The sequence below is a fragment of the Adhaeribacter radiodurans genome (assembly GCF_014075995.1).
In the GTDB taxonomy this organism is placed as follows: Bacteria; Bacteroidota; Bacteroidia; order Cytophagales; family Hymenobacteraceae; genus Adhaeribacter; species Adhaeribacter radiodurans.
The window spans coordinates 1,957,970-1,979,840 of record NZ_CP055153.1; the positions used below are offsets into that span (position 1 = coordinate 1,957,970).

Sequence of the window (21,871 nt, forward strand, 5' to 3'; positions counted from 1 at the left end):
TATTTCTCAAAAATTAACTAATATTGAGGCAAAATTTAACAAAAGGCCGATTAATGCGGCGTATTAAAAATATTAGAACGTATGTATACCGGATTACAACACCTGCATTCTTATTTGGCTTACCTGGTTTTATTAGGTTTATTAGTTAGCATTTTAACGGCTATTGGCGGTTGGATGCAAAACCGCCCTTTTGCTGATAAAGACCGGAAACGTGCCTTGCTCGGATTAATTCCCACGCATTTGCAATGGATAATCGGGCTAATTTTATATTTTATTTCTCCGCTTGGCGCGGCAAATGCTTCGGGGGCTGCTATGAAAGATGCCAACTCCCGGCTGTATATTCTGGAACATCCGCTTACCATGATTATCGCGGTGGTACTCATTACCATTGGTTACTCCCGGGCCAAACGGTTAAAACTTGGCAAAGCTCGTTTCCAGAGCATTTTTGTGTTTTACGGCATTGGGCTTATTCTTATTTTAAGCCGTTTACCTTGGCGAGCTTGGTTTGCGGTTTCGTAATCTCGAATTACTTAATTAAAAATAGATTAGTGATTAACGGGTAGGCAATTGGCCGTAAAAGGAGGATGGCAAAACTAGCTTACTTTCGTTTTTACGGTAACCTGAATGATTTTTTGCCTTCTTTGCAGAAGGAAAAAGAAGTGAAATATTCATTTACCGGCACACCAGCCGTAAAAGATGCAATAGAAGCTTTGGGTATTCCTCACCCCGAAGTAGATATAGTTCTGATAAATGGTCAGCCTACCCAGTTTACTAATTTACTACAAGCCAACGATTCTGTAGCAGTTTATCCAACTGGTACGAACCACGTCAATTTAGCCGCGTATTCCAGGCAAGCAACTTTACCGGTATGGCATAAATTTATTCTGGATGTACATTTAGGTAAATTAGCAAAAAACTTGCGACTACTGGGTTTCGATACGCTGTACCGCACCGATTACGACAATAAAACTATTGTACAATTAGCCGGTGCGGAGGAACGTATTATTCTTACCCGCGATGTAGGTTTACTAAAACATAAAACGGTACTTTGGGGATATTGGCTGCGTTCGCAGCACCCAGAAAAGCAATTAACCGAAGTACTCGCTTATTTTAAATTTCTTCCGCCTTTTCAGCCATTTACCCGCTGTTTGGTTTGCAACGGCATTCTGGCCTGGGTGCCAAAAGAAACAGTGCTGGAACAATTACCACCCAAAACCAAACTATACTTTCAGGAATTTTACCAATGCCAAAACTGCCTGCGCGTTCTCTGGAAGGGTTCTCATTACGACCGCATGCAAGTTTTTGTGCAACAATTAAGGCAAGTTGACTAATATTTTATAAAGTTTGTTAGATGCTTTAAATTGTTTGCTGAAATACAAGCATGGTAGAATCTTAGTTGAAAATAAGAATATTTGTATTTTCTAGTTTAGTAACGAATCTTGCCATTGCATTACTAAAAATTGAGGATATTGGAAATTAATTTTAAAAACTAACCTGTAAATTTTAAATTCTTTAGACTTTTAAGCTAAATAGAATTTTTCTACTATCTCTTGTAGATAATTTTATCTAAAAGGTTGAATTTAAGTTATATACCTCTCGATAATAAATCTTGGAATATTTCTTTTAACTCTTTGAAATAGGTAAATTAAGTGGTGTTAACCCACTTAGCTGCTGATTATTGTGTTCTGTTAAATTTTTATTTCTAGATGGTTCGGCCTAGTTTTGCGCCTTCTTTATTAATTTTTAACCAAGGTGTATAACTTATGTTCAAACGTAATAAAGGTCTGTTCATTCTTATTGCATTATCTTTTCTCATTTTTATCTCCGCTGCTCAGACCCTAAACTTTGATATAAGCCGTGTTCTTTCTGGGTCGCAAACCACGGCCACCCCGAAACTGCCGGTTGTTCAAAAGGAAATAAAAAAATTAGCTCCCGTGGTATTTGGAATTTCTACCGATTCTTTAACCATTGTGGAAGGTACCATAAACCGGGGCGAGAGTATCTCGGATATTTTAACGAAATATAATATCTCGCCTACTATGGTTCATAACCTGGCTCAAAAAGCAAAGCCGGTTTTTAACGTTCGTCGCATTCAGTCGCGGCGCCATTATGTGCTATTACACAGCTTGGATTCAGCTCAAACGGCGCAATATTTTATTTACGAGCCGAGTAGTACCGAGTACGTGATTTATGATTTACGCGGCGACTTAGCTGTAACCCGACATGAACGGGAAATAAAAGTAGTGGAACGGGAGCTAGCCGGTGAAATTAAAGGATCTCTATACGAGTCGGTGCTGGCTGCGGGCGGATCAGCGCAAATGGTAAATCAGTTAGCCGATGTTTACGGCTGGCGGTTGAATCTTAATCAACTGCAACCTGGCGACCAATTTAAACTAATTTTTGAAGAGAAACTGGTAAACAATACTACTATTGGCTACGGCGCTTTAAAAGCTGCCTTTTTTGAACATAGTGGCCAACCGCTTTACGCCATTGGTTTCGATCAGGGAAAAGGAATTACTTATTTCGACCAGGATGGTAAAAGTTTTAAAAAGGCTTTCCTGAAAGAACCTTTGGAATACACCCGCATCAGTAGCCGTTATACCATGAACCGTTTTCATCCGGTGCAAAAGCGGTTTAAAGCGCACTTAGGCACCGACTTTGCCGCTCCCCGGGGCACCCCTATCCGGAGTGTCGGCGATGGTGTAATTTTAGATGCGGCTTACAATTTTGGTAATGGTTATTTCGTGAAAATTCAGCACAACAAAACATTTACTACACAATACCTGCATCTTTCCCGTTTTGCTAAAGGTATCCGGCGGGGCAGAAAAGTAACGCAAGGCCAAACAATTGGATATGTAGGCAGTACAGGGCTTTCTACCGGTCCGCATTTGTGTTACCGCCTCTGGAAAAATGGCAAGCAAGTAGATGCCTTACGCGTAAAGTTGCCTTTAGCTGATCCTATTAATAAGAAAAACCAGGCAACTTTCTTTGCCAATAAAGAATTAATTATTAAAAGAATGGAAGCCATGGCCATTACTCCAACTAAATCTGATCTCCTGGCATCGGAAAAAGCTGAAACTTCGCGGAAAAGCTAAAGAGTAAAAACTAAATCCAGCATTTTTTTGCTTATAGAGGGGATTAACTCTCAAGAACTAAATTCTTATTTAGCAATTTTAGTAAATTTTACTATTTACGCCAGCAAAAAATAATTAACCTGTGGCGGTTTAGGAAATTTTATTCAGTATAGAAAGGTTAATAGACTACTGTTAATCATAATTTTAAATGGAATTAAGCAAAGAAGATTTTAATTATAAGTTTCAGGATACATTAGAAAATATTTTAATTGCTATGGCGGAACATCCGGAAGTAAAACCGGAGAAATTCTACAGCATGGCTTGTATTCTCGAAAACTTAGCTTTTTTTGGACCTGTGGTGTACGATGTTATTCAAAATCCCAAAAAAGCCTCTTAGTAAGATAAATTAATTTACTAAATGATAAATACTTCGACGTAATTAGTTAAGAATATATTTTATATTAAGTTATTGCTTATCAGGTATTTAATGAAGTAGCAACTAATAACGAACAACTACTTATTTCCTCTTCAATACTATTTTGCTTTACCTGTTAAGGTAACAATTTTTTAAAGAACGGCACTAGTTGGTTAGCCAAAATAGCATGATCCTCAACGTTAGGATGGCCCGAACAGCCCCGGGCTTGCATGGACTCGAAGAAAAATAGAGCTACTGGTTTAGCCGTTGGGTACAAGGCATCCGTATTTCGTTTTACTGCCGTGAGGCAATTTTGTAGAAGAGTGCGGTTAGTGCCGTTTATCATGGGGCTGCTTAAAAGGGCAATTTGAGCCTGTGGGTATTTAGTTTTTACTAATTGTACAAAGGCAATGTAGTTACTCACAAAACGGGCACTATCAAAAGGTAATCTTTCTTTTTTACCATCTCCATTGCTAAAATCATTGGTGCCTAAGGCTATGCTTACCACTTGCGGGGAGTAGGTAGTAAAATCCCAACTTTGCGGATTATTTACCTGAAAATCTGGTTTTCCGTATACTTGCGGCATGGTTGGCTCGTTGCTGTTCCAGTTGCGGTAAATGCCAATCCCACTCACGCTGCTTAACACAAAATTACTCCCGAGCTGGCGGGCAACTCTGGGCCCATAGGCCATATAGGCGTTATGCTGGTCGTGGTACACGCCGGTACCGCAAGGTACTTCCGAAGGATCAGCCGCTGCCCCGCAGGTAATACTATTTCCGATAAACTCAATTAATGGCTGAGCTGGTTTTTTTACAGATTTTACATTTTTACCGGTAACTTTTTGAATTACAATGGCTCCGGTGTGGGCTTCGGTTGCTTTATATATCCAGACAGTATGCGTACCTGCATTAGAAGCTTTAATTTGGATAGGTTCTAGTGAGTTGCCAGAAATTTTAATTCTTTTCTGATACACGCCATCTAACTCGTATTGCAAATAATTATGCCCTTCAAAATTAGGAATAGTAGCAAATAATTGGCATTCTTCGCCTTCAAAAGTAAAACCAAAATGTACGGCTGAGCTGATTAACTCTACATTTTGTTCTTGGTTTACTAAATACCGACCATAAGGCTGCAAGGCAGTAGCCGGCAATGTATCTGCCGTTTGGAAATTAATTGCGGAGCGGACACAACTTAAACTTAAAAAGCAAAAGATGAAAAGCAGGAAATTTAAATAATACTTCATAAACTTTTAACACGATTTTCTTACGGGTAGGGACAAGATTACGAACAATCCAGTTAGGTTCTACGGGTAAATTTTAAAATTGAACTTTCCTTTTAGAAGGCAAATCCTGTTCATTTCTGATTTTCTTGGTTTAAGTGGAAAAGAAAGGTTTGCTTAGAATTACGTATTACTTGGTTACTTTAAGCAGGTTTTCCGTTCTTTGCTCTAACTAACCCAGACATTAAATAGTAAATCTTTAAAAACTATTAACTCATTTATCCGGCTACAAAATTATTAATCTTCACTAGTAAATTCTCCCGATTACGCATGAACTCAACTTTACGGCCCAAAAAAGCACCGGCTACGCAAACTTTATTGCAGGTATCCGGCATTAATTTACTGGAGGCAGGTAACTGGGTTCTAAAAGATATAAACCTATCGCAACGAAGACTGCAAAAAATAGCCATTGCCGGCGAAACAGGTTCTGGTAAAAGTACTTTGCTGCAAACCATTGCCGGTTTAGTACAGCCTAGTTCCGGCGAAGTGCGTTTTGAACAGAAAAGAGTAAAAGGACCCCAGGAACACTTAATTCCGGGGCATCCGGGTATTGCTTACTTGTCGCAGCAATTTGAGTTACCGCGTTTCTTACGGGTCGAACAAGTTTTACAATATGCCAATAAGTTAACACCAGAAGAGGCCGAAACCTTATACGAAGTTTGTCGCATATCTCACCTGCTTCAGCGCCGCACCGAACATTTATCAGGGGGAGAGCGGCAACGGATTGCCCTGGCACGCTTACTTCTTTCCGGCCCTCAACTGTTATTGCTCGACGAACCTTATTCTAACCTGGATATTATGCACAAGAATATTCTGAAAGCAGTTATCCAAGACATTAGTGAAAGTCTGCAAATTACTTGTACGCTCATTTCTCACGATCCGCAGGACACGCTTTCGTGGGCAGATGAAATTATAATAATGCAAACCGGAAAGATTATTCAGCAAGGAGCACCCAAGCAAATTTACCAACAACCGGTAAATGCCTATGCTGCGGGTTTATTTGGCGATTTTAATTTGTTACCCTTAGTAAAAGCAAAAAAAATAGCTAAACTGCCAACAGAAATAAAAACCCAAAAGAATGTACTTATCCGGCCGGAAGATTTTAAAATTTCTTCTTCTGACGGAAGTAGCTTAACGGGAAAGATTAAAAAAGTAAATTTTTATGGCAGCTATTACGTGCTGGAAGTAGGGTTACCAGGTTTGATGGTGAAAGTGAGAACGGATGTACGTGATTTTAAAACAGGTGATACTGTCTCGATTTCAATTGCTCCGAAAGCACTTTGGTATGTGTAATTTTTTAACTTTTAGAATTACTGATCTTTGTGAATTCTGCAATTTTGATTGGAGGGATTCTTAGTTCCCTGTCTATAGTACTAACTTGTTCAGGAATTCAAATTTGCTTTATAACCAGTGGACTTGTTTTAGTTTATTCTGCCATTATTAATAACCTAAGCACAGGGAAGGAGAGGCGGTTATAACTTTTTTCTGTTTTCGAGCGCATTTCTTCTTTCAATCAATTAAAAATATAATTGCTCCTATAATATTAAAAGTTCTAAGCTTAGAACCATTGGTTTTTCTTTTCGTACCATAATCTGTTCTGGTTGTTCTGATTTATTTCAAATTCATACCCTTGAAATATAATAAAAATACCAGGTGTAAAGTTTATACAATAAATTTATCATATTTGCATTGTTAAACTATGTATATCAATATGAAACAGTTGAACATTTTCTATTTCCTCTTCAAAGAGAAATAATCCTATCCCTTAAGAAGGAAGAACGGACATCGTTATAACTCTCCTTCTATTTTCATACCTATATTATTCATTTTATACCCTTTCTAAAAGAAAGTGGGAAGAGGCTATTTTTACTTCTGGTAATAAAATTTCGCATGAAGTTCCATAGTGTAATTAAAGAAGTTTTTATGCCAATTACCACGAGTAAAAAGTACTTCTAGCCATTACTTTTCTTTGCAAGGCCATTTAATGGCTCTGCTTTCTGAAAGGGATTCCCTTAGAATGAATAAGGTTTAATAAATTTTGTTTTAACTAAATAACTCCTTCTTATCGACTATGAAAGCCAATTAATTATGGCTTTTTGTAAAAACGAGTGCGCCCCTATTTTTTAGTAATAGTAAAGGCGCGGGAGCTTAAGAATTGATTTAAGCGCATTTGATAAGCAGGGAGATTATTATAAATCTTGATAAAAAATGAAAAAGAATTATTATGCTTGCTGGTTTCGGCTGGATCAAGTAGACCAATATTTAATTTGGATAAATAAATCGAATAGTGACCCGGAAGAAGTTTTATTAGATGGGCAAGGTCGGGTACAGGTGTTTAAAAGTGAATTAAATTTGGTAAAGTACGCTAAGACTAAGGGTATAAAAATAAAAAAGGAAGAACCCATCTTGCACAATTTAGATGCCGTAGAAGAATGGCTGCAACAACCAAACAATAACATTAATTGTGATGATTGTTTGGCGGCCTGGAATTTATTTACCGATGTAGCGTATTCGTTAAAGTTAACTTTTAACGGCGACAAAATTGGTAGATTACGAAACCGGATTTACGATAAACTCTTTTGGGGTAATAATGATTTTGTAGGCGATCCCATTCTGGGGCACCCTAGTGGGCAATTTTATATTCCGGAATGGTCCCCGGCGGAAGTATGTAAATTAGCCAAAATCTTAAAACAAGGATTTAAGCTGTTTAGGAGTAAATTAATTGAAGTAAAGGAAAATAAGAACTTTCTGCTTCAGGAATTAACTGCTACTATTTTTTTGAATTAATAATTTAAAATTAGAGCAAAGGCAATCTGCTTTTATTTTGTTTAATTAGATGAGCAGTAAAAATTGATTTATTTCTAATTATTAAGAGTTAAACCGGATTCCACTGAAAAGGCCTGGTACAAAGCCAGGCTTTTTTTAAGGTTTAATCACCCCTTTGTACCATAGGGAAAGGAAAAATAAGATTATTTTAGTATAGTTCTGTTCTGTCTTGGAAGGGTAACAGGCAAAATTTACTAGTAATAGGAGATTTTTTGACCAGCTAAACTCCAAAAATTTAAGCCGTTTGCTCTTTCTCCTTAGTAATTTGCTTTTCGCTGGCTGCTTGTAAGAACTCCAGGGATTGAGCCATATCCTGAGCAAGAGTTTTCGTTAACATTTTCCGGAACAGCCATGCCAGAATACCGGTCATGCTTTCGCTAACCTGAACTTCGGTGGTCTCTCCTAAATCCGTTAAAACCCAGTTATGAATGGCATATATGCCGTACACTTTTCCGGTCCAGCCAAAAAATTTGTAAGGAGAAACCGTATGCAGCTTAGAGTGAATTTTCATTCCGCCAGTTTTCCAGTCAAAAGTAGTTTCAGGCGCTAAAGAACCGTTTAGCCTGGTTTCTTTTACGTTTGGCATCCAGCTTCTCCAATTACTTATATTAGTAAGCACCGACCATACTTGTTCAACTCTGGCCTGTATTAAAATTTTTTGACTGCATACTACGGGTGCCTGATCATTGATAGGTATCATTTCTTAAGATTTTAGTAGTTGAACTTTTCACGTTCCGGCTCTCAGGTGCTAAGAACCAATACAAAGTTCAACTATTCATTTTTCATCACCCTTGACAAAAATCAAGAAATTAAAATTTAATTTTTTTACGCAGCCTGCTCAAGGTTTCAGGAGTCATTCCCATCATAGAGGCTAAATAATGTAAGGGAACCTGGTTAAAGAGCTCCGGATTTTGGGCAAAATACAACTGGTAGCGTTCTTCGGCGGTCTTGGAAAGTAAGGTAAAAATGCGGTCTTCTAAAAGGGTAAAACAACGGGCAATAAACAGTTTTTCTAATTCGTGCCATTGCGGAATAATGTGCCCCAAGTTATTGTAATCGGATTTATTAATGGAATACAACTGACTATCGGTTAGAGCCAGAATGTTCCATTTGGAAGGTTGATTAAAAATAATACCCGAAAGATCGGTTACAAAATAGCCTTTGGTAGAAATCCATTGGGTTATTTCTTTCCGGTCGGTGTTTACATAAACCCGAATGAGCCCCGATTTATGAAAACTTAATGCGTTGCATACCTGTCCTTCTTTCAAGAAAAAATTACCTTTATTTAATTCCGTTAAATGAAAGAATGAAGTTATAGTTTGTACGTGTTCCTTACTTAAACCAAAATAAGAATTAATATAATGTTCCAGTTCGGTCACGGCTTTATGTTTCGAGAAAACGCTTTTAGTAAGTATACAAGAATCTTTTTTGACCGGTGGTTTTGGAAATCCATCAATAAATAAAACGAATATACGTAAAAGTAAATTTATTCGCTCCAGCGAGCCTGCCGTTAAAATTAAGGAGGAAGGTAATCTAAGTTAAGCCATTGATGTTAAGTTGGCATCGATAAACTTGATTTATAAAGTAAATAGTAAAAAATTTATCTGGATGATAAAGTAAACCAACCAATTAGCTTTTTTCCAATAACCATTCCATGGCTTCATAATGGTGCTGAAAATTACCAAAGCTGGAGGCCGAGTGGTTTTGTTTTAAAACTTTCTGATACAAATTTGCCATGTGTTCATCATAAGGAGTGGACCCGGCGCAAACCCGGGCTACCTTTCTTACTACCGGAATTGGATAATTCTCCGCAAAATATTGTTGTACCTGTTCCTCGTCTACTGCAAAGTTGAGCTTGGCTGTAACATGGGTGGCATCTATTAAAATTTTTTCTATTTCGTATTTGTTAATTACTTCTATAACTTTTAACCAAAGTAAAGCTAAATCATCCAACGAAAAGTCTCCGATGCATCTCACTTCTACCATCTTTAACTCCGGATGATACTCCAGTTCCATATTATTTTTCGCAAATACTAGCATACTCGTTTTTTTATTGGCTGTAAGGTTATTAAATTTTTAAAGCTTCTAACCAGACAATACCTTGTTTGCTCTTAAGCTTGGCTAACAGAAGAATTATAAACAACCAATTATAAATAGCGCAAATAGTAGAACCCATTTAAAACCAATATACGAAACAGAGCAACAAGAGAATAATGCTTTTTGTAAGTTAAGTTCTCTTTTTTGCTTTGTTCTTATTATTAAACCTGAATAAAACTTACCATTATAGATTATTTAAACCTTTTAATAGTAGTAAATTCAAATTAAAACTTAAATTCATTTCTAAATTAAATTTTGGGTTTTCAGAAACCAGTTTTAATATTTTACGCATTATTGGTGCAAACAAGGATTGGTATGTTTAAATAATTCTTGTTTAAATAACTATCAGGTAGGAGATACATAATTGAGCTACAAACTAAATTTAACCCTGGTTTATTCTAGTGAGTTTATTAAAATAGAAGCCGATCGGGAGCAAGACTATCTGCTAGCTACCTGGCTGCAACAGCCAACGAGCGCTACCTTTCGGGAGCAACTGCAATGGGTAACAGATTACGCGTTAGCCAATCATATTAATAAAGCTTTGTTTGATATCCGCGAACGTGCCTATTTAGAAGTAGTTGATCAGAATTGGCTCATGCGCGAAATTATGCCATTGTTTAAAGAGAATAATTTAAGATTTGCCTATTTAATAAGTAAAACAACTTTAGCCGCCATGGATATTTTCCGGATTCAAGCTGCCGTTGAAGCAAATATGCCCGGTAAAAATCAGATGGAATTAAATACATTTTTGAATAAAGATGAAGCTATAAACTGGTTAATGCAAACGAGATAACATGTTGCTTTACAAGTTTTTATTGAAAGTTTAGTAAGGTATTGTTTGATTATGGAAGAAGATAGTACCCAACGTAGTTTTAAAAAAAGGCTTGGTTTCTACCAAGCCTTTTCTTTTTGTAATTAATCTAAAATGGGGTTAGCACGCTTGTAACAATCACTAGATTTTTTGATTGAAGTGCTTTTCAACGCTACTTTTTGCTCTTTCAAAAAGCAAAAATAAGTCTTAGATGGTATCCGATAAGTTGTCTTACTGAAAGTTCAGAAAAGCATTTATCTGGTTTTGGTATTTTTCTTCGTAAACAAACTCACCTCTTAATAAAAACTTATTGGTGTCGAGCAGTACTTCGTAATTAGGAATAGGAATGTGTTTGGGGATTTTATAAACCCGTTCGTCGTTTTTAGTAAAGGGAGTAGGTACTTTAGAATTAAAAAGATAAGGAATCAGAATTTTAGAACAACTTAGGGCAATGCGGTGGATGGGATAATCGGCAAAGTAATCTTGTAAACGTTGATTAATGTTTTCGAAAAATTCGGAGGTTTCGGCCAAACGTACCCGCGAGCCCGCCCGGGATTTGCCTTTGGTTTTTAAATATTTTACCTGGCTAACGCCTTGTTTCATTCGCACCATGTACGACCGGAATACCTTATGATCCAGGTTTAATCCGTTTTCGAAAAAACCCATGGCACAATGGCCTGATTGAATAAGTAATATAATGTAATTAACCTTACTTAATTCTTCGTCTGTCGCCAGGTTGGGAGATAGCACCAAAGGCAGTCGAAAATAAAAAAGTTCGTTATTATGCGCATCTAAGAAAATAAGCCGGTGTTTTTCAGAATCATACGTGTAGGCTAAACCTGATTCGGGGAGGTGGTTTAGTACTTGCCTGGCAATTGTTAAGGGTAACAAGCGGTTCATGGAGTTTCCTCCTCTTCATTGCCTAGTATATAAGCGTAAGGTTGTAGCTGGGTAATTTCGTCGAAAATAATTCTTAAAATGCCAAAAAAAGGCACGAACAAAACCATGCCGGATACGCCCCAAATTAGGCTGCCTAATAAAATAGCCATAATTGTAAACAAAGGATTTAATTTTACGCGCGAGCCAGTAATGTAAGGTGTTAGAAAGTTGGCTTCGAGCAATTGTGTTACCATAAAAAATAATAATATTAGTACCGGTTGCCACAACGCATCCTGAATAAGCAAAGAAAAGGCAATAGGAAAGGCAATTCCTAAAAAAGAGCCGAAATAAGGTACAATGCGTAGTAAAGCGGTAATAAGGGCAAATAGCAAGGCGTGCTTCAAACCAATTGCCCAGAAACCTAAGGTATAAATAACAGCTAAAACGCTAATCACCATAAAAGTACCCTGCAAATAATCGTGTACTACTTGATTAATGCGTAAAAATACCCGCCGCGATTCTTCGTGGTTGTGAAACCAGTTTACCTTAATAAAGAAGTTTTGAATGCGGTGGCGGTACACCAGAAAAAAGAAGGTGTACGTTAGCACTATAAAAATCTGCAATAACAAATAAAGGCCTTGCACCAAAAAGTTTTTAAGGGTTTTACCTACCTCTTTTAAAAAATCGGGCTTTTTTTGTTCTAATATAACTTCTTGTTCAAATTCTGAAATATCGGTAGTTTCGGATAACAGACCTTGCAGCCGGTTGGTTTTGTGTTTAATTTTTTGTTCTATTTCGGGTAAGTCGGTTTTCAGGTTCGCTAATTTAGTATACACTACGGTACTTAAACCAGCCAGCACCAATAGCACGAGCAGAATGGATGATAGGGCAGCCATGGATTTTTTAAAACCTATGCGTTGCAACTTCAGGACGAAGGGATACAAGAGCATAGCGAAAAAAGCCGCAACAGCCACCGGAATTAAGAATGGTTTACCTAAATACAGGATTAAAGATAAAAGAAATACGGCCAGTAAAAGCTTATTAAATTGGTTTAGGTTTATTCGTTTCGCGTTCATCTGTAAAAAAAACTAAACGCAAAAACTACCGGGATGTTTTTACTTCCTCCAGAGATATTCTACAATGGTGGAATAGCCGGTTATAAGTTTTTTTCAGGTTCCGGTTTTGAGTTTTACTGCTGCTGCTCCGTTCTTTAGACAACCGCAACTAAGGCACTGTTGAAAATTGGAACGTGCCATAACCACTTCCCTAATTTATCATGAGCAAAAAACAAATCTAAATTTTTCTATTTAACTTAATTATGGTTTAATTAAAATACAAGAAAGAGATTACAAGTAATAATCTCCGGCAAATGTTTTACATTGTTTTTTTACCAATTACAACAAGTTAAAAGAAATAACAAGTAGCGTTTCAGCCATTATCTGTCAACCATATTAGCTCATGAAAACTGCCTTTAAAAATGTAGACGAATACATTCAAACCTTTCCTAGTGATATTCAAATTTTATTGGATCGGGTTCGTACTACCATTACCACCAATGCTCCCGATGCGGTGGAGAGTATTGCTTATGGCATGCCAGCGTATAAGTTAAACGGGAGCCCCTTAGTCTATTTTGCCGGTTTTAAAAAGCATATCGGATTTTATGCCACTCCAAGCGGACACTCTGAATTTGAAAAGGAACTTTCCGGCTATAAGCAGGGGAAAGGTTCTGTTCAATTTCCCCTGGATAAACCCCTGCCGTATAACTTAATCGAGAGAATAGTAGTGTTTAGAGTTAAAGAAAATTTAGTAAAAACAAAATGAAAACTTGTTTAAAGAAAGGAACATTGTTGATCCGGAAATAACAGATTAGATAAAAAAATTAGATATAAAAACCTCCATGTATCACCTACATTTAAAATAAAAATGGAGGTAGTTAATTAGTTCTCTGTTTTTGGAAATACTTAAAACATTTTAGGCCGATTGGGTAGGGAACATTATTATACCAATTTGCCCTTTCAGTTTAATTACCCCCAAACTTATGATTTCAAAAGTTGTTCCGAAACTACCCTATATTAATAAGTTCGCCACCCTTCAGTTTTATGTTCAGCAATTGGGATTTACCTTACGATCCGATTATGGGGAATATCTTATTCTCGATTCACCTGCTGCCGAGCTGCACTTTTTTGCTTACCCCAACCTAGTGCCTAGTAAATCTGACTTTATGATTTATCTCCGGGTACAGAAAGGCATTGAAGAGCTGTATTTAAAACTACAAAAAGCTGGCATTGCCATACACCCGCATGGCCAATTGGAAACGAAATCCTGGCGGCAGAGAGAGTTTGCAGTAACCGATCCTAATGGAACCTTACTCACTTTTGGGCAGGCTATTTAGTAAATTTACTAAACATAATAAGGAAATTTAGTATAGAAAATAGCAGGATGAATAAGTGGCCTTAAAGCACTAACCAGATGAATAAACCAGATTATTGCTGATTGAGTAAAGCGGCTCGAATATCAAGCTTTAAGATGTTAAAGTCTTAGTCGAGTTAATGGTTATTTACCAAATGTATATTCTTACAATCTCTCCAGCCAGTTTAGTAAATTTTTTTGTCTGGTTACTTAGCTTCAACTTGGATCTACCTGCACTTTAACCGTTTTAAGGCAGAATAGGATAGGTATGTACCAGGTGAATACGAGCATCTGATAAGTAGATGACTTATTAAAATAATTATACTGGATTGGAAATATATAAAGGCGTATACAAGAAATAATTTGAATTGAAAATTGGTGCAAGCCAATTTATCTGTTTTTTATATTTTACGTATAAAATAACTATTTTACATTATAGTAAAAGTTCGTTTGAACTTTAAACTTTATTTTATATTTATCTTCTTCTCCGCTATTCGCGCCTGATCCTTTTTGCTGTCCATTAAACAATTAATTATTAAGGATTTAATTCTATTTATCTTCTTAACGGTTCAATCCTGATTTCGGTATTTTGTCTAGAATTAGGGTCCTATGATGGTGTATGAAAGTGATTGTTTTGAATTAGAATATCTACCGGAATACTGCCTGTTAGTAGTAAGATGGATGGGAATCTTAGAAATAGAAGAACTCGTTTTAATGATTAGGAAAATTGTTGAAGTAGTGGACAAGTATAAAATAGAAAATATCCTATTAGATGCTACTTACGTGGAAGCCAGTAAAAGCTTAACGGCTATTAAAACCGGACCAGTTCTGGAATACTTTACTGCTCCCTGGCCTTTGCCAACGATAAAAAAAATTGCCCGGGTAACTTCTGGCCATGATCCTTACGATGAGGCTATTACGCAGCAGTATCAAACTCTTCTTCAATTTAAAGCCTCTAATATAGAATTTAGAAATTTTAAGCATCATTATGAGGCGATGTTTTGGTTGATAGACAAAATAAAATAGAACAAGTAAAATTATAAGAGTATAAGTTATTTTGGTTTACGAACGGGAACAGTATGCCAGATGCCGGTATAAATAGTTAGACTAAATATTTATTTTAGGGCAATAAGTGTTTTGGTTCTGATATGATTTTGATTATTAATTTTCTGCCAGCTCTTAAAAGGAGTACTAAACGCCTTCGTTCTGAATGGCTACTTGGCGTTATTATTGTTTTAAAAAGCGAGATTACAGGAAGTAATTTGATTAATCAACCCTATTTTTAGAATTTAAAATTAAACTCAAACTCAAATTAAATAGTAAAAGAACCTTGGATGGTTCAAGACCTGTAGTTAAAAACAGGATTGTTGGAAATAAAAGTTTAAAACAATTTTTATTCTTACTTCCGTCATCCTGGAAGGATTTAACCAATTTAGAGTGACTGCCGTAGTGTTTTCTAGAAAGTTTTAGCAAGTAATCCCCCTTAATACCAACAATCCGTTCTTCTTTTCTGCCGGTTAGTTCCTTTTAGGATGACAAAATTGGAAGAAGTAGCTACAATCAAACTATTGTTCCGGCTGGTTTTCGACATTCCTGTTTTCAATACCTACCGGATTGGTTTCTTTTTAATATTATTAGAGTATTTAGTAAATACTACCTGGTATTAATTATGGAGATGGCTTAAAAAGGAAATGAGATACCAAAGACCTGGAAATTCCACTTCTTTTGGTATCTCATTACTCCGATATTTCACAAAACGCCTTAGTCCGCTTAGTTAATGACTAGAAAATAAATTAGTAACTAGCCGCTAAGTCCGTAAGTCAGTGGCAATATACCCTTCGGCGGCGCGTTGCGGGGCCCGGTTCACGTAAAACTGCAAATCATCGGGTGCCCAGGTAGCTAAACCATCTACGTAGCGATTGAACATACAGAAGGCGGCCGCAATTAAAACTGTATCGTGGATTTCGCGGTCGGTAGCGCCTAAGTTGCGGGCTTGCGCTATTTGATTGGAGGTTACCTTTTGGCCGCTTTGCTGCACGCTTCCGGCAATAGTTAGTAAGGCTTTCATCTTTTCTGATAAGTCAGCGGAGGAAAAATCTTTTTTAATTTCTTCAATGGTTTGAATATCGCAATGCAAATAATGGCCGGCCAAAGCGCCGTGTACGTGCTGGCAGAAAAAGCAGTTGTTCAGGTAAGACACGTACGATCCAATTAATTCGCGTTCGCCGCGGCTTAGGGTATTATCATCCGAGCGCAGCAGCGTTTCGGCTAAGGCGTTTAAGTGTTTGGCTGTATCGGGCTGGTACGCCATTAAACCCCGGATTCCGGGTAATTCGTTATTTAAATCAATATGAGCCATTTTTAAAATTTTAGGGCGGGTTGCGGGGTAACATAACCGTGTTCAGCCAGGCGTTCGCCCATGGCAGTATAAGCAGCATCATCGGTAGGTGTTAAAGTAGCCAAGCCATCTACGTAGCGGTTAAACATACAAAAGGTGGCAGCTATTAGTACTGTATCGTGGATTTCGCGGTCAGTAACTTCCAATTCCCGGGCAGCGGCAATATCCTCAGGCAGTACAGCTTTACCCAATATTTGCGTTTTACCGGCAATGTGCAATAAAGCTTTAAGCTTCGGGCTAACCTCTGCCTGTTGCATATCCGCCAAAACAGCGTCTACGTGGTGCGCTTCTTCGGTGCCGTACAAACACCGGGCTGCGGCGGCGTGGCTGTTTCGGCAAAACATACATTTATTTAAATGCGACACGTACGTGGCAATCAATTCCCGGTCAGCGGCCGGAAGCGGCGACTCGCCCCGCAATAATACTTGCGCCAGATTATATAAATGTTGCCCGGTGTCGGGCCGGAACATTGCCAGCGATCGAATTCCCGGTACTCCTTCCGGAACGTTAATGTGAGCCATAGTTCTGTGTATTTTAAAAATTAGTAAATTATGAAAGGTTAGATAAATTAATTTTTGACTGTTAACCCACCGAAAACTCAATACCTGAAAAAACCAAGCATCAAGTTTCCAGCGGAACTACAGATTTTGAAATTTGGCTTTGGATTAGCCAGGTAAAGGATTGATTAACCAGTTTGCAGTAAATTTTTACGATTGCTTTTGGGATAAAATTTAAAAATCTATCGCCAAAAGCTTCCCCCGATAATGAAATTTGTTATGTTTCTGAAGTTTTCATAAGCGTTAATGCTCCGTTTCAGGAGTAAATCCCTGTTTATCTTTCAGGAACAATACTACCAGCAGGCCAACCAGAAAAACTAAGGAAAACAGGAAAATAGCGTTACCGTAGCCGCCCAACTTGGAAACCAAGATGCCTACCAGCAGAACCGCCGAAGCGGTAAACAAGCGGCCAATATTAAAACAAAAACCCGTAGCAGTAGACCGGATGCCCGTTGGAAACAACTGCGGAACATACACCGACAAAACACCCTGGCTCAATCCAAAAAACAACGCCAGTACCATAATCTCGACGTAAATAATGGACGTAAATACCTGGTTCGTTTTAAATAAAACAAACGACATGGCCGTGCAAACGCTAAAACACAACACCAACGACTGCCGCAGTCCCAGAAAACGAATAAGCCACCCCGACAGGAAACCGCCGCTTAAACCTCCCATTCCTAAAAACATCATGCTGAGGCCCCGTTCGTGCGGCGCATCCGTAGCAATCAGGCTTTGTACCCAGGTAGGTAACCATGAGAATATGGCCCATAAACCAATGAGCATGGCCCCAAATGTTAAAGAACCGCGGAGCAAAGCAGCACGGTGGGTCGCGGAAAACAACGCAGTTAAGTGTGGCTCTGATGTTTGGTTTTCGCGGCGGTAAGCCAGCCATTTACCTGATTCCTGCACGAACCAGATGCCCACTAAAGCCAGGATTAAAGGTATTAGTCCGATTAAAAACCCGGCCCGCCACGATGCCACCGTGTAATTAAGCAAACCTGCCGAAAAAATACCCACCGGAAAAGCAATGGACAATATACCCGTAAAAATTGCCCGGTTACGAGCAGGCCACACTTCGTTGAGCAAAGTAAACGAAACTACCAGTACGCCGCCTACCCCAAAACCACTCAGAAAACGGCTAATGACTACTACTCCCCAGGTAGGTGCCAAACCAGTAGCCATGGTAAACAAACCATAAAACCCAATCGCCAGTAGTAAAGCTTTTTTGCGCCCAAACTTATCGCTGATTAGTCCCCAGGAAAAACCTCCGAAAGCCCAGCCAAAAATAAACATAGCATTGATGTAGGCACTGGTATCGCTGCCAACTGCTAAGCTGGCACTACCCTGCAAATCGGCAATTACAATCGGCAGATATACAGCCATTAAAGTAGAAACCGTGCCGCCCAGGGCACAACTAATAAAACAAAGCAAGAACAAAACAGTCCGGTAGCGTTGTCCGGTTTGGTCTTGGCGGGTAGCTAGTTGGGGGGGTAATACTGTGGTATCCATGTGGTTACTTTAATAAGTCGTTGAAAATAATAGACACATGGTAAATGGCGCCAATCGCCGGCGAACCGTAGGTCTGGTATACCTGATTATTAAATAAATTGCTAGCCCCTAATTTTAAAGTGGAATTGGCTTTCGGTAACTTTTTGCTGATCTGAGCATCTACTAAAGAATAGGCTTTAATACGACCAGGCTGGTTGCCGTTGAATGTGCCGTACCAGTCAAAAGCGCTTTGCCAATGCCAGGCCAGGTTAAAACCAAAATCTTTAAATACGTTGGGATTACCTAAGGTAACATTGGTGCTGTACTCGGGAGTGTTGAAGGCCGCAATGTTGTCGCGGTTCGCATTTTTTAAATTAAAATCGGCCCAGGTAATGTTGCCACCCACGTTGTAGCCTTTGTTCAGGAGATAAGTCAGCGATAGGCCGGCGCCTTGTGAAGATACTTTATCGGGTGCGTTGGTATATAGCTGAAAGGCGTGCACTTTGCCGTTTAAAATATCAGTAGCCGCATCGAAATTAATATTGCCGTTAGCATCGTACACGTTGTTCTGTGGCTGAATGACTACCGTATTTAAAATAAAATCGGTGTACGAACTATAGTAATAATTAACATCTACCAATAATTTGCTGGCCAGGTAACTTTTATAACCTACCTCAAACGCTTTTTGCTGTTCCGGCTTAATGTAGGCCACATTAGATTTTTGCAATAAATTTAAATTTTCGGCTACCGCTTGCGGAAAAGGTTTACCACCGCCCGCAGCTGCCCCAAAAGCTCCACCGAAAGCACCTACCGAAGCGGCCGTAAACGAATTTTCGTACACGTTTAAGCCCCGACTGTTTTTAGGTGCACCCCCCAAAATAGTAATCGGCCCCACGTTTAAATTAATAAACTGATCTACGGGAGTAGGATTGCGGAAGCCGGTTTGGTACGATGCCCGGAAGTAATGCATTTTATTGATCGCGTAGACGCCCGAAAAACGCGGCGTAAAGTTGCCTTTAAAATTTTCGTTTTTGTCGTAGCGCAGCGAGGCGGTTAGTTTAAGTTTATCGTCGAATAACTTTTTGGAAGCCTGCACAAAACTACCGTATTCTTTAATCGTAATTTTCTGGTTTTTATCGTCGAACAAACTGCCGTTGGTAAACATATCGTAGTACCGGTAACTACCCCCGGCCAGCAACTCTACTACTTTAGTAAACTTGGTAAAATCGTATTGTCCTTCGGAATGGTAAAATTTACTATTACTAAACACGCCAGCCCCGCTTAAACCATAGTTATGAATAGAAGCATCTTTAGCCTGATCAAAAGTAGCGGTACCGGGTAAAAACCGCCCTTGGTCGGCAAAGGCGCGGGCAGCCGTATGGTTGTTGGCCGTTACGCCCGTAGCACTTCCGTTAAACGCGTGGGAATAACGGGTAAACCACATATCGTCGGCCTGGGTGGGGGCAACGGTTTGGCCGTCCAGGTTTTGTACCCAATCGCGGTTTATAAACTGAGCCAGCGAGCGCGTATTGTACGAATCGTGGGAGTTCTCTGATACGGCATAGTTGCGCAGGAAAAAATTACTGCCTTTTAACTCAGCCCGGTGGGTTTGCAGTACAAAATTATTTAAATCGAAGCGGCTGCTGCCGGTATAACTCGCCGTTCCCCGCCCATAGTTATATTGATAAATGGCTTCCAGGTTATTCGAAATCCGGTAATGTAGCGCGCCGTTTAATTTCAGGCTGTATACATTATAATTCATCAGATCTTTTTCTTCGTAACCGGTGCGCGATACCAGACCAATACCCGGCAAAGTGCGCGATACTTCGTCGCCGTAAATATTTAGAGCATCCCGGCCCGGGTTATTAGGTCCGCGCTGCGCGGGGGCAGTTTGGGCACTTACATCGGTAAAATTAGTAGCGTACCAATCTACCCCCGACAAATAAGAAGCGTTGATTTTAATTGCGAACCGATTGTTAAAAGCTTTGGCGTAGCGGGCAGCAAAATCGTACAAACCCTTGGGCTGCACTTCGTTTTCGCCGAGGTGGTTCAGGCCGGCTTTGGCTTGCACTGTTAAACCTTGGTAGGTAAACGGATCTTTGGTGCGCATCGATAGCAGTCCATTAAATGCCACTGGGCCGTACAAAGCCGAAGCCGCACCCGGTATAATTTCCACGCTTTCCACGTCAATATCGGACGCGCCGAACTGGTTGCCCACGGAAAAATTAAGGCCGGGCGTTTGGTTATCTACGCCGTCTACTAACTGCAAAAACCGGGAGTTGCCGGTACTGTTAAAACCGCGGGTATTTACCTGTTTGTAGGTAATGCTGCTGGTTACAGCTTCTACCCCTTTTAAATTTTGCAGGCCATCATAAAAAGTAAAAGAAGGATTTTCCTGAATGGCTTGGGTAGTCATTTTTTCGATACTAACCGGGGATTCCAGGATTCCTTCGTTCACGCGGCGAGCCGCAAAAACCATTTCGTTGAGCTGTACCGATTGGGGCTGCAAGGCAATGTTTATGGTTTGGCCCGAGGTTGTAACGGCCACTTCCTGCCGCTCAAAACCTACCGATGTAATTACCAGGTTAAACGGCAATTTTACTTTTGGAACGGATAGGTTAAAGATGCCTTCGCGGTTGGTAATGGTACCGATCAAATTATCTTTTACGGAAATACTTACGCCGCGCAGTGGTTCTTTGGTGGCTGCGTCGGTAATGGTGCCGGAAACTTGAGAGTCCTGGGCGAATAAGGAAAGAGAGAAAAAAGAGAAATATAGGAGTAGGATTGCTTTCATTTTAAATGTTTTTTAAAAAATTATTTTTTAAGGTGATCGTAGCCTTGGGGCAAGCGGGTATAACCATGGTCCACGAGGCGTTGCGCGAGCTGGTCATAGTAGGCCGGTTCCGCTGGCAAAGCAGTAGTCAGGCCATCGACGTAGCGGTTGTAGAGGCAAAACAAGGCGGCTATTAAAACAGTATCGTGGATTTCTAAATCGGTAGCACCAGCAGCTTTGGCTTGGGCAATAATCTCGGGCGATACTAGTTGACCGCTTTGCCGCACTAAATCCGCAATGGTGAGCAGCACCTTCATTTTAAAGCTTAGTGGTGCGGTGGCCACATCTTCTTTTACTTGTTTCGTTAGATTGGGGTCGCCGAGCAGCAAATCGGCAGCGGCGGTGTGGGCCGTGGTGCAAAACGTGCATTCGTTACCCGATGATACCACTGTGGCAATTAGTTCGCGTTCGGCTTCGGTGAGCGTAGAAGGGCCGCGTAGCAACACTTGGGTTAAATGGCGGATAGGTTCGGCGGAATCTTGCCGGTATTCGAGCAAGCCGGTAATGCCCGGCAAATGCGCTTCCAGAGGAATATAAGACATGAAATAAGATTAAAAAAGTAAATAGACAGCCAGCCGCCCAATCACTAGCCGTTTAAAACAGCGTTATTTGGCGGAAAGCAAACAGAAGCGAATAGAATAAGCCAGAGCAAATTGCGCCACGCAACAGCTTATAATAGCTGCTGGCAGCTACAATTAGCGGCAACTACCACAGGAATAGCGTATTTACCTAACCCGGAATACAGGTAAGTAAAGCAAAATACGCCCTCCTGGGTAAAATCCGGTAGGTTATTCGCGAAAAC

The 21,871-nt window shown here is 39.5% G+C and carries 22 protein-coding genes; 11 read left to right on the forward strand and 11 right to left on the reverse strand.

Going from position 1 to position 21,871, the window contains the following annotated elements; all coding sequences use genetic code 11:
• Positions 1–81 precede the first annotated feature (81 nt).
• The 4 genes from HUW48_RS08195 (at position 82) to HUW48_RS08210 (ending at position 3,471) form a co-directional block, all read left to right on the forward strand.
• On the forward strand, positions 82–519 hold the full coding sequence (locus tag HUW48_RS08195) for a hypothetical protein (protein ID WP_182415214.1): 438 nt from the start codon (positions 82–84) through the stop codon (positions 517–519).
• A 65-nt stretch (positions 520–584) separates the two neighbouring features.
• On the forward strand, positions 585–1,331 hold the full coding sequence (locus tag HUW48_RS08200; RefSeq protein WP_182415215.1) for a Mut7-C RNAse domain-containing protein: 747 nt from the start codon (positions 585–587) through the stop codon (positions 1,329–1,331).
• Positions 1,332–1,763: 432 nt separating this feature from the next.
• The gene (locus HUW48_RS08205) at positions 1,764–3,095 is read left to right on the forward strand and encodes a peptidoglycan DD-metalloendopeptidase family protein (RefSeq protein ID WP_182415216.1); all 1,332 of its coding nucleotides are present in this window, start codon (positions 1,764–1,766) and stop codon (positions 3,093–3,095) included.
• A gap of 187 nt (positions 3,096–3,282) precedes the next feature.
• Complete coding sequence (locus HUW48_RS08210; protein WP_182415217.1) at positions 3,283–3,471, forward strand: hypothetical protein; 189 nt, start codon at positions 3,283–3,285, stop codon at positions 3,469–3,471.
• A 154-nt stretch (positions 3,472–3,625) separates the two neighbouring features.
• Here the strand turns inward: HUW48_RS08210 and HUW48_RS08215 are convergent, their stop codons facing one another.
• Positions 3,626–4,732, reverse strand: coding sequence for an SGNH/GDSL hydrolase family protein (locus HUW48_RS08215; protein WP_182415218.1), 1,107 nt, complete (start codon positions 4,730–4,732; stop codon positions 3,626–3,628).
• A 306-nt stretch (positions 4,733–5,038) separates the two neighbouring features.
• Here HUW48_RS08215 and HUW48_RS08220 point away from each other — a divergent pair, with 306 nt between their 5' ends.
• Complete coding sequence (locus HUW48_RS08220; RefSeq protein ID WP_182415219.1) at positions 5,039–6,061, forward strand: ABC transporter ATP-binding protein; 1,023 nt, start codon at positions 5,039–5,041, stop codon at positions 6,059–6,061.
• 915 nt (positions 6,062–6,976) lie between these two features.
• Positions 6,977–7,555, forward strand: a complete 579-nt coding sequence (locus tag HUW48_RS08225) for a hypothetical protein (RefSeq protein WP_182415220.1) — start codon at positions 6,977–6,979, stop codon at positions 7,553–7,555.
• Positions 7,556–7,829: 274 nt separating this feature from the next.
• Here HUW48_RS08225 and HUW48_RS08230 read toward each other — a convergent pair whose 3' ends face one another.
• From HUW48_RS08230 to HUW48_RS08240, 3 genes are all read right to left on the reverse strand, one after another.
• Positions 7,830–8,294, reverse strand: coding sequence for an SRPBCC family protein (locus tag HUW48_RS08230; protein WP_182415221.1), 465 nt, complete (start codon positions 8,292–8,294; stop codon positions 7,830–7,832).
• Positions 8,295–8,403: 109 nt separating this feature from the next.
• Positions 8,404–8,973 (reverse strand): Crp/Fnr family transcriptional regulator, encoded by a 570-nt coding sequence (locus tag HUW48_RS08235; protein ID WP_182415222.1) that lies wholly within the window; start codon positions 8,971–8,973, stop codon positions 8,404–8,406.
• 250 nt (positions 8,974–9,223) lie between these two features.
• Entirely contained in the window at positions 9,224–9,634 is a 411-nt protein-coding gene (locus HUW48_RS08240) for a hypothetical protein (protein ID WP_182415223.1), read from the reverse strand.
• Positions 9,635–10,055: 421 nt separating this feature from the next.
• Here HUW48_RS08240 and HUW48_RS08245 point away from each other — a divergent pair, with 421 nt between their 5' ends.
• Positions 10,056–10,484 carry a hypothetical protein gene (locus HUW48_RS08245; protein ID WP_182415224.1) on the forward strand — a complete coding sequence of 143 codons (429 nt, stop codon included), beginning with the start codon at positions 10,056–10,058 and terminating at the stop codon, positions 10,482–10,484.
• Positions 10,485–10,733: 249 nt separating this feature from the next.
• Here HUW48_RS08245 and HUW48_RS08250 read toward each other — a convergent pair whose 3' ends face one another.
• Entirely contained in the window at positions 10,734–11,402 is a 669-nt protein-coding gene (locus HUW48_RS08250) for a hypothetical protein (RefSeq protein WP_182415225.1), read from the reverse strand.
• Positions 11,399–12,457, reverse strand: a complete 1,059-nt coding sequence (locus tag HUW48_RS08255; protein ID WP_182415226.1) for an AI-2E family transporter — start codon at positions 12,455–12,457, stop codon at positions 11,399–11,401. The genes HUW48_RS08250 and HUW48_RS08255 overlap by 4 nt, the downstream gene beginning before the upstream one ends.
• A 382-nt stretch (positions 12,458–12,839) precedes the next feature.
• Here HUW48_RS08255 and HUW48_RS08260 point away from each other — a divergent pair, with 382 nt between their 5' ends.
• The 4 genes from HUW48_RS08260 to HUW48_RS27225 all read left to right on the forward strand — a co-directional run bounded on the left by HUW48_RS08260 (position 12,840) and on the right by HUW48_RS27225 (position 15,457).
• Complete coding sequence (locus tag HUW48_RS08260; protein ID WP_182415227.1) at positions 12,840–13,202, forward strand: iron chaperone; 363 nt, start codon at positions 12,840–12,842, stop codon at positions 13,200–13,202.
• A gap of 217 nt (positions 13,203–13,419) precedes the next feature.
• Positions 13,420–13,773: a bleomycin resistance protein gene (locus HUW48_RS08265; protein WP_182415228.1), complete on the forward strand. Its 354-nt coding sequence runs from the start codon at positions 13,420–13,422 to the stop codon at positions 13,771–13,773.
• Between the two features lie 626 nt (positions 13,774–14,399).
• A complete protein-coding gene (locus HUW48_RS08270) occupies positions 14,400–14,816 on the forward strand; it encodes a hypothetical protein (RefSeq protein WP_182415229.1) in 417 nt (138 codons plus the stop codon).
• Positions 14,817–15,322: 506 nt separating this feature from the next.
• Entirely contained in the window at positions 15,323–15,457 is a 135-nt protein-coding gene (locus HUW48_RS27225) for a hypothetical protein (protein WP_262891498.1), read from the forward strand.
• Positions 15,458–15,597: 140 nt separating this feature from the next.
• On the opposite strand, the gene HUW48_RS08275 is transcribed toward HUW48_RS27225, so the two are convergent.
• The 5 genes from HUW48_RS08275 to HUW48_RS08295 form a co-directional block, all read right to left on the reverse strand.
• Positions 15,598–16,149, reverse strand: a complete 552-nt coding sequence (locus HUW48_RS08275) for a carboxymuconolactone decarboxylase family protein (protein WP_182415230.1) — start codon at positions 16,147–16,149, stop codon at positions 15,598–15,600.
• A gap of 2 nt (positions 16,150–16,151) precedes the next feature.
• A complete protein-coding gene (locus tag HUW48_RS08280; protein ID WP_182415231.1) occupies positions 16,152–16,709 on the reverse strand; it encodes a carboxymuconolactone decarboxylase family protein in 558 nt (185 codons plus the stop codon).
• Positions 16,710–16,988: 279 nt separating this feature from the next.
• On the reverse strand, positions 16,989–18,257 hold the full coding sequence (locus tag HUW48_RS08285; RefSeq protein ID WP_182415232.1) for an MFS transporter: 1,269 nt from the start codon (positions 18,255–18,257) through the stop codon (positions 16,989–16,991).
• Between the two features lie 4 nt (positions 18,258–18,261).
• On the reverse strand, positions 18,262–21,030 hold the full coding sequence (locus tag HUW48_RS08290) for a TonB-dependent receptor (RefSeq protein WP_182415233.1): 2,769 nt from the start codon (positions 21,028–21,030) through the stop codon (positions 18,262–18,264).
• A gap of 20 nt (positions 21,031–21,050) precedes the next feature.
• Complete coding sequence (locus HUW48_RS08295) at positions 21,051–21,611, reverse strand: carboxymuconolactone decarboxylase family protein (RefSeq protein WP_182415234.1); 561 nt, start codon at positions 21,609–21,611, stop codon at positions 21,051–21,053.
• Between the last annotated feature and the right edge of the window lie 260 nt (positions 21,612–21,871).